At 35.5% G+C, this 12,411-nt stretch carries 15 protein-coding genes; 2 read left to right on the forward strand and 13 right to left on the reverse strand.

Annotated elements, in window-relative coordinates:
* Positions 1-55 precede the first annotated feature (55 nt).
* The 5 genes from ACE38V_RS13690 to ACE38V_RS13710 all read right to left on the reverse strand — a co-directional run bounded on the left by ACE38V_RS13690 (position 56) and on the right by ACE38V_RS13710 (position 3,748).
* The gene (locus ACE38V_RS13690) at positions 56-1,102 is read right to left on the reverse strand and encodes an LLM class flavin-dependent oxidoreductase (RefSeq protein ID WP_375841964.1); all 1,047 of its coding nucleotides are present in this window, start codon (positions 1,100-1,102) and stop codon (positions 56-58) included.
* An 88-nt stretch (positions 1,103-1,190) separates the two neighbouring features.
* Positions 1,191-1,550, reverse strand: a complete 360-nt coding sequence (locus ACE38V_RS13695) for a nuclear transport factor 2 family protein (protein ID WP_375841966.1) — start codon at positions 1,548-1,550, stop codon at positions 1,191-1,193.
* A 225-nt stretch (positions 1,551-1,775) separates the two neighbouring features.
* Positions 1,776-2,168: a helix-hairpin-helix domain-containing protein gene (locus ACE38V_RS13700; RefSeq protein ID WP_375841968.1), complete on the reverse strand. Its 393-nt coding sequence runs from the start codon at positions 2,166-2,168 to the stop codon at positions 1,776-1,778.
* Positions 2,169-2,275: 107 nt separating this feature from the next.
* Positions 2,276-2,860, reverse strand: coding sequence for a DUF1572 family protein (locus ACE38V_RS13705; protein WP_375841970.1), 585 nt, complete (start codon positions 2,858-2,860; stop codon positions 2,276-2,278).
* A gap of 75 nt (positions 2,861-2,935) precedes the next feature.
* Positions 2,936-3,748: a glycerophosphodiester phosphodiesterase family protein gene (locus tag ACE38V_RS13710; RefSeq protein WP_375841972.1), complete on the reverse strand. Its 813-nt coding sequence runs from the start codon at positions 3,746-3,748 to the stop codon at positions 2,936-2,938.
* 282 nt (positions 3,749-4,030) lie between these two features.
* Between ACE38V_RS13710 and ACE38V_RS13715 the strand changes: the two genes are divergently transcribed.
* The gene (locus ACE38V_RS13715) at positions 4,031-4,957 is read left to right on the forward strand and encodes a cation diffusion facilitator family transporter (protein ID WP_375841973.1); all 927 of its coding nucleotides are present in this window, start codon (positions 4,031-4,033) and stop codon (positions 4,955-4,957) included.
* A gap of 183 nt (positions 4,958-5,140) precedes the next feature.
* Here the strand turns inward: ACE38V_RS13715 and ACE38V_RS13720 are convergent, their stop codons facing one another.
* The 8 genes from ACE38V_RS13720 to ACE38V_RS13755 form a co-directional block, all read right to left on the reverse strand.
* Entirely contained in the window at positions 5,141-5,977 is an 837-nt protein-coding gene (locus tag ACE38V_RS13720) for a Cof-type HAD-IIB family hydrolase (RefSeq protein WP_375841975.1), read from the reverse strand.
* Between the two features lie 256 nt (positions 5,978-6,233).
* Positions 6,234-7,013: a Cof-type HAD-IIB family hydrolase gene (locus ACE38V_RS13725; RefSeq protein ID WP_375841977.1), complete on the reverse strand. Its 780-nt coding sequence runs from the start codon at positions 7,011-7,013 to the stop codon at positions 6,234-6,236.
* 132 nt (positions 7,014-7,145) lie between these two features.
* Positions 7,146-7,415 (reverse strand): hypothetical protein, encoded by a 270-nt coding sequence (locus ACE38V_RS13730; RefSeq protein ID WP_375841979.1) that lies wholly within the window; start codon positions 7,413-7,415, stop codon positions 7,146-7,148.
* A gap of 770 nt (positions 7,416-8,185) precedes the next feature.
* Entirely contained in the window at positions 8,186-8,797 is a 612-nt protein-coding gene (gene wrbA / locus ACE38V_RS13735) for an NAD(P)H:quinone oxidoreductase (RefSeq protein WP_375841981.1), read from the reverse strand.
* A 287-nt stretch (positions 8,798-9,084) separates the two neighbouring features.
* Entirely contained in the window at positions 9,085-9,705 is a 621-nt protein-coding gene (locus ACE38V_RS13740; RefSeq protein WP_375841983.1) for a nitroreductase family protein, read from the reverse strand.
* A gap of 106 nt (positions 9,706-9,811) precedes the next feature.
* Complete coding sequence (locus ACE38V_RS13745; RefSeq protein ID WP_375841984.1) at positions 9,812-10,240, reverse strand: MarR family winged helix-turn-helix transcriptional regulator; 429 nt, start codon at positions 10,238-10,240, stop codon at positions 9,812-9,814.
* Between the two features lie 119 nt (positions 10,241-10,359).
* The gene (locus tag ACE38V_RS13750) at positions 10,360-10,830 is read right to left on the reverse strand and encodes a DinB family protein (RefSeq protein WP_375841985.1); all 471 of its coding nucleotides are present in this window, start codon (positions 10,828-10,830) and stop codon (positions 10,360-10,362) included.
* 471 nt (positions 10,831-11,301) lie between these two features.
* Entirely contained in the window at positions 11,302-11,523 is a 222-nt protein-coding gene (locus ACE38V_RS13755; RefSeq protein ID WP_375841986.1) for a hypothetical protein, read from the reverse strand.
* Positions 11,524-11,903: 380 nt separating this feature from the next.
* Here ACE38V_RS13755 and ACE38V_RS13760 point away from each other — a divergent pair, with 380 nt between their 5' ends.
* Positions 11,904-12,407, forward strand: a complete 504-nt coding sequence (locus ACE38V_RS13760) for a CarD family transcriptional regulator (RefSeq protein WP_375841988.1) — start codon at positions 11,904-11,906, stop codon at positions 12,405-12,407.
* Positions 12,408-12,411: the final 4 nt, after the last annotated feature.

Genomic DNA, 12,411 nt, shown 5'->3' on the forward strand with positions numbered 1-12,411 from the left:
AAGAACAACTGCCCCCAAAGGTTTACACATGTAAAGCATTGGGGGCAGTTGTTTTTCATTGTTGTTCCCATTTCGTGACTTCTTCTCTTACGATTGGGGCAACTTCTTTTCCCAACAGCTCAATGGCTCGCATTACATCCTTATGAGGCATCGTACCCACTGGAACGTGGAGCATAAAGCGGGTAATTCCGACATCCTTCCTTAGATGAATCATTTTCTTAGCTACGGTCATAGGATCTCCCACATATAAGGCTCCCTTAAAACTTCGAGCAGCATCAAAGGTTTCGCGTGTGTAGGGTCCCCATCCCCGTTCGCGTCCTAATTTTTGCATCGCTTGTTGTGTTGAAGGGAAAAACTTCTCTGCAGCCATTTCATTACTTTCTGCAATGAATCCATGGGAATGAGAAGCAACGGGTAATTTCGATATATCATGTCCTGCACGAGCTGCCACTTTTTTATAAAGCCGTACAAGAGGTTCGAATTGCAGTGGACTGCCACCGATGATGGCAAGTACTAGAGGTAAACCAAGTTGTCCTGCACGAGCAACAGATTCCGGGGTTCCTCCACTTCCAATCCAAACAGGTAATGGGTTTTGAACAGGTCGTGGATAGATCCCGAGTTGATGAATGGAGGGACGATGTTTCCCTTTCCATGTCACCTTTTCAGAGTCTCTGATTTTTAATAATAGGTCTAATTTTTCATCGAACAATTCATCATAATCATCCAAGTCATAGCCGAACAATGGAAAAGATTCAATAAACGATCCTCGACCTGCCATGATTTCTGCCCGACCATTTGAAATAGCATCGAGCGTTGCAAAATCTTGAAATACTCGGACAGGGTCATCCGAAGAAAGTACTGTGACGGCACTGGTTAAGCGGATTCGTTTTGTTTGGGAGGCTGCCGCAGCTAAAATCACAGCAGGTGCAGAAGCTGCGTAATCTTCACGATGATGTTCTCCAACACCAAATATATCCAATCCTACTTGATCTGCGAGTACAATTTCTTCCACAACTTCGCGAATTCTTTGGGCATGGCTGATGACTTGTCCCGTTGTTACATTTGGTGTCGTCTCTACAAAAGTACTGATCCCTATCTCCATGAGTAGATCCTCCAAGTTTATATTTATTACTATATATACTACTATTTATAGGGAAAACATACGAATGATATGCACACGGGTTGTTTATTTAAGAGCTTGTTATTGTTCCTTGATGAAAAAACATTTGCCAGCGACCATCTTTCCATTTCCAGATGGAGCTCCGTAAAGTCTCCCGGTTTCTTGTTTCGTCTTGAATCCGATATGTCGTAAACACCACATCTTCAGATAATGGATATATACTAAAGTCAGTAAGGGTCATTTTCCGGACTGTTAAACCTCCGCCTTCAACGGAATCTTTTTTATACCAAATGGTTCCGGAACTTCCAAATTCAAAAAAATCATCGGCAAGGAATTGCTCTAATTTTTGCGGTGAAGTTCGAATTTCAGGCGATAAGAGTGCTTGTTCTAATTTCAGAAGCTGTAATTTTAATTCAGTAGAATCAAGCATGATGGTTCTCCTCCAAATTAGGTTTTAATATTTTCGATTGCAAAGGTTTGTTTTTAAGTTGAAGTGGAATAGAAAACAAAATGGGAAAGGTTTTTATTGTAAAAAAGCTGTTTTCCAAAATTCTAGCAGTTCGAATTATCCTTTTTTCGGACACAGTTGTTCCTAGAATTTAATTATTCTGCTTGAAAAAGCAACAAAGTACACGATCGGAGTTTGTTATGACATTTAAGTTTTGGATAATTTTACTTTCTTTTCATACCAAGGTGTTTGAGGTCTTGTTGATGGATATCCATATTGAATGCGATATTTTTTTCGTTCCTCAGTAAAGTCCCACCAACTTTTCCCGCTATCCCGATGATTGGCGTGATGAACGATGCAGCGGAGAGTATCCTCGACACATGGGTCTTCCCAAAATCCATAAAGTGACTCGAGGCGATTGATTAAATCGGCGCCCTCTTCATTTTTTATTTCTTCAAGAGAGAAAAATTCCAAATCAATGACTTCTTGTGCTGACTTAGGTCCAATAGAAGGAATGGTTTGGAATTCAGCCAAGGCACGAAGATACTTGGCCCGCTCTTCTGTACACTGAAGACTAATGCATATTGAAGCGGAATCCATATCTGCTATTTGATTTAATTTGATTTTCGCTTTTTTAAATGAGTCTTTTCTTCGGTTGATAATGGCAGTTTAGGAGTTTTAGTAGTCATATATTCACACCTTTCATTTTATTGTTTCGGAAGTTTCCCTGGTTTATCTGAAAGATGTTTCTCAAGTCTTTGTTGCAAATATTGTTCAGATTCCCCGAATGGGACACTTAAATTTTTCCAATCGCGCCCTTTTAACTGCTTCCCTATATAGACGATTTGCCCAATATGGTAAGCGTAATGGGCAAATTGTCTTTCAATCGCCTCTACTACAGAATGCCCTTCCCCACGAATGTAAATTGTTTGTAATAAATTATTTTCATTTAAATCGTTGATGGCATGAAAGAGGGTATTCCACCCTGCTTCCCAATCTTTCATCAATTCCTTTTTAGATGACAAAGTATCAATAAATTCTTGATCACGTTGTCTTGTGGGCTTTTCTCCATCTGAATGTAAAAAATCTGTCCATCTTGAAATCATATTTCCACTTATATGTTTGACGATAATAGCAACACTATTGGATTGCTGATTTAAGTTCCAATGAATGTCCTGTTCTGTTAATTGTTCAATCGTTTTTTCACCGAGGTCCTTTAAAGTATGAAATCGATCTTTGATGACTCTTAAATACTCCAGTTCAAAGCTCACTAAAAACCCACTCCTCTGCATTACGATTCCCCCCTATAATAACATAAAATCCCATTTCAAAGATGAAATGGGAAGAATCTTAAATTGAAGTTAGGCTCAAAATAGGGATCTTGTATAATGCACGTAATTGGTGAACACGCCATCAACTCCTAGTTTTAGAACTCGTTGTTGTTCACTTTTCTCGGAAGGTAAAAAATAAACATAGATTTTTAAATGATTTCGTTTTAATTTATCGATGCTCGTTTTATTCACTATACGGGAGTCCAACCCTACTCCAATCGCGTATTTTTTCCAGTTATGAATATGTTGTTCTGTAATTTGACTTGGCTGTTTTAATTCGACTAATTGAATTAAGGGAATCTTTGGGTTCATTTTATGTATTTTCACTAGGCTTGAGGCAGAAAATGATTCAATCATGATTCGATTATTTTTGATGAGTCCTTTCTTATTTAATAAATCAAGCAAGGGTTTTTCCATGACTAATTGCTGATTTACTTTTCGGGTTTCAATGCAATATTTGGTTTTAGCCCCGAACTGGTTGATTAATTCATTTAAAGTGATAATGCGTTCATTTGTGTAATTAGGACTAAATTTGCTTCCTGCATCTAGTCTTTTTAGTTGTGCTAAAGTATAGCGATGAACATCTCCAACACCATTAGTCGTCCGATTCAAAGTAGAATCATGCATTAAGATTAATTGACGATCTTTCGTTTCACGTAAGTCCATTTCGATATAATCAACCTTATCAGCAACAGCGATGCGAAAAGCAGACATTGTTTCTTCAGGTGCTCTATCGAAGGCACCTCTATGGGCAATAACGGTAGATTGCAGTTTCGCAAACGTCTTTTGATGCCAAAAGAAATTAGATAGTGTAATTACCATAATAAGAGTAAGAAATATTTTTTTCATTCTTTTAATTTATCATAAAATCATCATAGTATACAGGAATATTTATCTAATTGATTTGTGTTCAGTAGTTATATTTTGTCTCTACCCTCTCTTTTCAAATTATACGTAAATATTTCATTATAAATAATAATTATTATCAATAATGAGAGTAATATTAATTACAATTTCCTCTTTATCTAAAGGTATACTTGATTATTATTCTCAATTAAATATTAATTTTCTCAATTAGATTGACTTCGGTATATCTGAGCAGTATGATGAGCCTATAAGGGGATGAAAAAAATGAAAATGGAAGATTATCACCATCTCAGGCATGTAAAAGAGCAGCAAAAATCGAAGAAAACCTTATGGATTTCCTTATTTCTTACGCTCTTTTTCACATTAGTAGAAATTGTGGGTGGCTTATTAGCAAATTCCTTGGCGCTTTTATCAGATTCAGCACATATGATGTCAGATGTCGTTGCTCTTGGTTTAAGTATTACAGCGATTTATTTGGCAACAAGAAACTCGAACAGTAAATATACATTTGGATTTCTTCGCTTTGAGATAATAGCTTCCTTTGTTAATGGTCTTGCGTTAATAATCATTGCGATGGGAATATTTGTAGAGGGAATCAAGAGGATTGTTACTCCTAGAGAAGTGGATTTAACCTATATGCTTTTTGTTGCGGTGCTTGGCCTACTGGTAAATATTATTCTTACCGTAGTGTTAGTCCGAAGTACTAGAAAAGAGAATAATTTGAATATCCAAAGTGCACTTTGGCACTTTTTTGGTGACCTCCTTAATTCTATTGGGGTCATTGTTTCCGCAATCTTGATTTATTTTACAGGTCGTACAATTTTAGACCCAATAATCAGTATGGTCATTGGTGGGGTAATTCTAGTCGGCGGTACAAAGATTATCCGAGAATCCTATTTGATTTTAATGGAGGCGGTTCCGAACGGTTATGATTTAGAAAAGATTCGAAAGGATATATTGGAAATTGACGGAGTTGTGGATGTTCATGAACTCCATCTTTGGACGATTACGACTGAACATTATTCACTTGTAGCCCATGTTTTTGTTCATGAAGAATACCAATCTTTTAATCTCATAGCGAATATCAATCAAATGTTAAAGGATAAATACAGTCTTCGGCATTGTACGGTTCAAATTGAAAATCCGGCAATCAATAATCACGGTCTTTATGGTCAGCATTTTATTGGATAATTCCATTATGACTCATTTTGAGTTTATAAAAATTCATCCTTTTTTATACCAAAAGGATGAATCATACTGTGGATTGGATACCATATGATTTGCATTACCTTGATTAAATATTTACTAGCTATCGAAATGCTAGAATTGAAAAAAGGAAAGAGCAGGGTTAAGGGTTAACACTGCTCTTTCCTTTTAAACTTGTGTTTTATTAAAAATAAATCGTTCAATAATCTCTGCCACAACGCCTTCATTATTATCAGCTTTTGTTGTATAATCACAGATTTTTTTTACATCATCAAGGGCATTCCCTGCGGCTACCGATAATCCAGCTACTTTTAGCATAGCAACATCATTATAATTATCCCCTATTGCAATCGTATCCTTAATATCGATATTGAGAATTTTAGCTAAATCAATTAGCCCTTGCCCCTTATCGACTCCCAAAGAATTAAATTCCATATAGCGGTTAGATGAATAGCTGATGGTTACTTCTCCGTCAGTGATCGGCTCCATATCCGGCTCTAAGGACATTAAATATGGGACATCTACATTTTGAAAAAGAATCTTAGCAATGGGTTCATCTTTTAAGAAATCAACGGTATTTTCTTCCATAATAGTGACTGCTTCTTTTTTCGCTTCAATTTTTTCCGCTTCGCTTTCAGAAATATTATAAACATAGAGCTTGTCCATCGTATAAAGACGAATACAGACATCCTTTGTTAATCCATACTCAAAAATTTCTTTCATTTTATCAAAATTTAAACCTTTGAATTGCATTAAACGGTTTCCTTTATTTTCAGTTAGGGCGCCACCGTTAAAGGAAAGGATGTATTCTCCAACTTCATCGTATAAATGTAGATTCTTTAAGTATCTTTGGATTGACATAAAGCTTCTCCCTGTTGCAGGTACAAATTTAACTCCATATTCTTCCTTCGCTTTTTGTATCACTTCGATATTTCTTTGAGAAATCTCATGCTGGTCATTTAATAGAGTTTCATCCATGTCGCAGGCGATCAGTTTGTATCCCATCGGTCTATTCTCCTTTTCTAGTTAGTTAAACTTGTTGGATAAAAAAGCTATTTCACTATTTAAATGTGCTGATTGTTGAACCTATCTATAACTTTATCGATTTATATGGCTGATAGCAACCATAATTCAATGAAAAATAGTGTCCCTGGTATGGAAATATGTTTTCCTTCCAATGAACGACGTTAGATGTATTTGAAACTAAATTTCTCTAAAAAAAGCACCACAATTATGATATCGCGGTGTTTTTTGAGAAATATTATAGTAATCCAATCATTTGGAGACCATAAAGAATACCATCTTCTTCAACGGATTTTGTCACATATTTGGCTAACTTTTTAAGTTTTTCTTCTCCATTTCCCATGGCAACACTATTTTCTATTGTTGTGAGCATTTCAAAATCATTAGGTCCGTCCCCGAAGGCATATTGTTTATTAGCTGGAATTCCTAAAGCATTTACGATCTTTTCAATCCCTTTCGCCTTAGAGCCACCTTTTGGCAGGATATCGACACAGACCGGATGCCATCGAATATAATCAAAAGCAGTGAACTTTTCTATATATTGGTGTTCTTCCCCTTCAGGACAAAAGAGGAGAGTTTGATAAAGATCATGGCTTTTGTAATAATTTGGATCATGTGTTGGAAAATGATCAATTTTTAAGGTAGCAATACTTTCCTTAATAAATGGATGTTTTGGTACATTGGCTTTCATATCCTCATGGTCCATAAAAACAACGGGATGATTGTTGCTAAGTGCAAATTCAGTTAATTGCTCGAGTGAGGCAATATTTAATGGATTTGTATATAAGACTTCCCCATTTAATACGACATATTGCCCGTTATAACTCACATATGTATCAATTTCTAGTTCTTTCCGCAATCCCTCAAACATAAAGGGGGCACGCCCTGTTGCAATCGCTACAATATGTCCAAGCTCTTTTAATTTAAAAACCGCCTCTTTTGTAGATTGAGGTAATTTTTTATCAAAATTGAGTAAGGTTCCGTCAATATCAAAAAAGATAATGCTTTGTTCCGTCATGTTCAGTCCTACCTTCGGTGTATGATTATTTGATGGTTGATCCTGTGTTTTTCCTTCTATTACTTACACATTCCAACACTCTTCATTTTATTAATGTAACGGATATTTCTTGATTTGACAAATTTCCTTTTTTCACACATGTGTAGAATCTAAAATGGTGATTTTCTTGGATATTATATGCCTCTTAACCCCTTTTTCAAATGGCAAGTGTGCATATAATCCAATCCCGATAATGAAGAAAAATCCAATGGAAACAAGCAGAAGAAAAAAGTCGTCCATCATGCGATCATATAACCACTTGGCTTCATTTCTTATTGCTGGAAGTCCTACTCCAATGGTTGCGAAGATGATATGGAGCCATGATTGTCCCAAATAAGGAGGGGCTATAAGTAAATCAACCATGCACCATACATTATTCGAATAAATTTCATCTTTACTTTTTCCAATCGGTTCAAAAATACGTAAGAAAGGAAAATTTAGGTGAAGCTTGTCTTCGTTGACGAAATGAAAAAGGACAGGTCAAAAGTTCAATCACTTATGAACCTATCCTTTTATCCCGCCTTAACGGGCAGTAAGACCCCCACCTCGGGGATTCTGCGTATACAAAGAAGATAGGTGGGGGTTCAACTGCCCGTAAAGGTCCGACGACGGACAGGACGTCCTAGTCAGTCGAAGCCACAGGACGTGGCGCTATAAGCGTGATTGGTTCAACTAACCATCAGTGGGGGATGAAGAAAACCCCCACTGATGGAAGTTTCACTTTATAAAAAAGACCACCAAGAATAATATAAGGAGCCCTATGAAGAAAATGGGACCAACACCGGAACTGTATACAATATAAATTTTTACATGAAGAATGATATTAACGACAATAATGATAAAAAAACAGAACAGCAAAAAAAGAATCAAATTCATGTGTTTCTTTCTTCTCAACAAACAGCCCCCTTCTAATGCCTTAGTAGGGACAATATCAATCTTTGATCATTTCTTTTATATTATTATTATTGTTCGCAGGCTCGGTTTATGCGGTTGATTTTTTATTTTCAATGGTGGGTTTCGCAAATGATGACTAGTTGTTGAAATAGATTTGATGACTCCGCTTTTTTTCGACCTCATCACTTTACTTCAACAACCAATGATAAATAAATGCAATTACCACCAATTCAAATAGCTTATTGTTTTCCGTTCTTCACCCATCCAGCGACTGTAACTGTTCTCTTGGCTTGATGTTTTACGGCTGCCTCTACATTTTCAATCATTTTTCCGTCTTGGCCAACTGTGACACTTGTTCCATATGGGTTTCCGCCAGCTCCAAATAAAACAGGGTCGGTATAACCAGGGGTTGCAATGATGGCTCCCCAGTGCATCATAGATGTATATAAAGATAAAAGTGTTGCCTCCTGACCACCATGTGGGTTTTGTGCTGAGGTCATGGCACTTACTACTTTATTTACGGTTTTTCCTGATGCCCAAAGGCCCCCTTGGATATCGAGAAATTGCTTTAATTGAGAAGGCATATTTCCAAATCGAGTTGGCACACTAAAGATAATAGCATCTGCCCAATCAATATCATCTGAAGTTGCAATCGGAATCTCCTTTGTAGCTTCCACTGTTGCCTTCCAAACTTCGTTTCCTTCAATGACAGATTGAGGAGCTAATTCTTGCACCTTTAACACCTTTACTTCAGCTCCTGCTTCCTTAGCTCCTTCCTCCGCCCATTTGGCTAGTTGTAGATTTGTTCCACCCATGCTGTAAAAAATTACTGCTAATTTTACATTGCTCATTTCACATTTCTCCTTTTTAGTTGTATCTTTGAATAAATTGGATAAAAACCTCATTTTTACACCACCTATTGTTTCTAACTTTTGTTTAGGATATTCACTGTTAATGGATTTTTTAGACCTTTGCCTCATTTATACTCGCTTTCATACTTGAACTTTAAATTTGTTTATTAGATGTATTTATAAAGTTCGTTGTATTATTCTGAAGTTATTTAATTGGCTCATTCGACAAAACCTATTCCTATTTTATTTATGGAAACAGACTGAAAGCTTCTTTTTTAAACATGATATTAAATAAATTGCACGAATTCACTTACCGGTTTACGATACCCTCTTGGTTGCCGACTGGATATTTTTTCTTTTCCAATGGTCATCATCATCACTACCTCGTGTTGGTCATCAATGTTCAGGATTTGCTTGACCTTTTCTGGATCAAATCCAATCATCGGGCAAGTATCCCAGCCTTTTTCTTTTGCAATTAGCATGAACAGCATGGCGGAAAGGGAGGCATTTCGGATGGCCTCTTCTCTTTGAAATTCTGATCCTCTAGATTCATAGAAAGTAACGGTATCATTGACCATGAAATCATATTCCTGTTTATTGAGTATGCCTAAAAGCTGCAAACCTGAGTAAATTTCTGCAGCTTGCTCATAGGCCTTTTTATCTCCTAATACAAGAATGACAGCAGAAGCACTGGATACCTTATATTGTCCATAAGCTGCCTCTTTTAATTGGTCTTTAGTGGTAGGGTCTGTAACAGCAATATAATTGGTATGTTGCAGATTAAAAGCAGAAGGAGCTAGTTTCACAAGCTCAAACATTTCATTCAGTTCTTCCGGATGAATTGGTTGGTTCGGAAGAAAGTTCATAGCGGATCTTCTTTCTTTTACTAATTGAATAAAATCTGACATTTTTATGCATCTCCTCTAATTAAAGAATCTTGAATTCAAGATAATTAAGCAAAAAAATTTATTAATGGATAATTGCTGCTATCTATCCAATATCATGATAAATTAGCTATTTTTTAGTTCTCATTTTTATTTTTTTCAACATATCAATAAAAATGGTTTTCTTCTCTTCATTGAATGGCTCAAATAGATCATTCACAAATTTCCAATGTTTGGGCATGATTTTTTCCATTAATTGTTGGCCGCCGTTTGTTAGTGCAATATGAATGGCTCTACGATCATCGGGGCAGGACATTCGGTTTAATAGCCCCCTTTGTTCTAACTTATCGATTACATAAGTCATGGAACCACTAGAGATTAAAACGTGATTCACAATTTGTTGAATTGTTTGTTTATCTTTATGATAAAGCACCTCTAATACGGAAAATTCCGTCAGGTTAAGACTGAATTCCGTTAATTCCATCTTCATTCTTTCCTGGATGGCTTTCGATGATTCCATTAAGAAGAAAAAGGGCAAATTGTTGCAAAAATTCTTCATTCAGTTCACCCCTTTAATATATATTGAATTAAAATATCTTGAATATGAGATAATTATAATGAATCAAATTCATTTTGTCAAACGGTATTTCAACAATGCCAGCAGAATACATCCTTCAGTTATTCAAATAAAGGAACCTGTGGATCTCTTCTATAGCAATGAACCAGCATAGCATGCAATTGACCCCTGTGATGATAAATATGCGCCAGTATTTCTAATAACCATTCATATTTTGTATAGGTAATTCCCCAGTAAGAAGTCTTTTCCTGAAACAGTTCCCTTTCAGAAAGCTTAATATAGTGGGTTTTGAGTGAATCAAAGTTTTTCAGTAAAGTAGTTTTTATGATTTCGATATGCTGATTGGAAATTTGAGAATAAAAGGTTTCCATTTCCTCCTGCGTGGCACCATTTATGATATGGAAGTCTGCCTCACAGATGAAGGAAATATGCTGCAATAATTCACCAATTGAATGCTTTTGTTCGGTTGGCCGGAACTCTAAATCTATTTCATCTAACCGGTCCATCATTTTGATAATTGTTTTAATGGCAATCTCTATTTGATGCAAGGCACTATGACAATATACATTCATAAGATAGACTCCTTTAGGAATTTGAAAAAGGTAGTTATTTCCTAGAGATTTTTATTGATAATTACTATTCTTTCATTATTCAACAAAATTTTTAAAATTCCTACTAACCATGCAAATGCGGAAAAGAATAAAACTATTTCCATTATTGACTATTACAGATTTTTTTCATTTATTTTTGTTGGATTTTCTCAAATGCATGCGATCTAAAATGCAAGTGGCGAAAAATTAAACTTGGTTAAGATAAAGAAGGAATAGGTATAGGCCCAATCCAACAAGTGAAGAGAAAAGCTTTTAACACAGCTTCGACAATTAATTGATTTGCTTCTAAAATTTTTTGTGTAGCTTGATCGATTTGCTTTAATCCGTCTTGAAATGTCATTTTTCCATTCAACATTTTATAATCTGAGTCTTTAGGTTGATTATGGACTCTTTATCGATAAATGGGTGATTCATATGAAATTTGATGATAATTCAATTCTTGTCCATTTCCTTTCGAACAGAATATGCATAACCTGTACTATTACTATATTTAATTTTGATCTTCTTAAAAGGAGTCCTGTTTGTGATATTTATTGGGTCTGTAGTCATTTCACAGATATCTGGTTCGGCAACTGTTATATTTGGCAATACCATTTCGCTTTCTCCTAGTTCTACTTCCAGTTCTACTTCCAGTTCTACTGCGGATTCAGACACAGAGAATGCAAATTCTTTATCTCTCAATGATTTTGCTAATAGAACATTAGCGCCAAATTCTTCTCGTGTAAAAAAAGAAAATCGAAATCGATCATTTCATTGGAATTTCCCAAATTCTTAAATCATAAAATGGAGATTGAAAAAATATCAGATTTTCAGGAACTAATTTTCCAACCTTTAGCATTATACAAAAGGAAGATAACAAAAGAATGAAAATTATCCTGGTTTATCTTTATTTTTCGTAGTTTAATCTTTCATTTTGAAGTAAATACGCTAATCCAGGTAATATCAATAATATTGTCAACCAAGTCAACTTGGTTGACAATATTATTTCCTTGCGATATGATTGAATCAGTGACGTTAAAATTGGGAGTGAACAAATGTTTAGTATTGGGGATCTGATAATCTATTCTTCACATGGCATTTGCCAAATTGATGATATTTGCGAAAAAAGCGTTTCCGGTGTGACCAGAACTTATTATGTTTTACATCCTCTAGAAAATATTCATGATCTAACCATCAGTACTCCTGTCAATAATGATAAAGTTAAAATGCTCGAATTGATTCATAAAGAGGATGCTTTAAAGATTCTTGAATCATTTAAAAATCCAGGAGTCAAATGGAATGATAATGCTAACTTTCGTCATAACACTTATTCCGATATTATTCGCAAAGGAAATCGAATGGAAATATCGAAAGTGGTTAATACACTCATGCGAAAAAAAATTGAAGCTGAGATTCATGATAAAAAGCTTTATGAACAAGACCGAAAGCTATTGGACACTACACAACGTATACTATTTAAAGAAATATCAATAGCCTTAAATAAGACTTATTCCGAAATTCAGGATCAAGTGATGCAACTGCTTCAGGAGCAAAAATAAGTTT

The organism is Cytobacillus sp. Hz8, from assembly GCF_042263505.1.
Classification (GTDB): Bacteria; Bacillota; Bacilli; order Bacillales; family Cytobacillaceae; genus Bacillus_BE.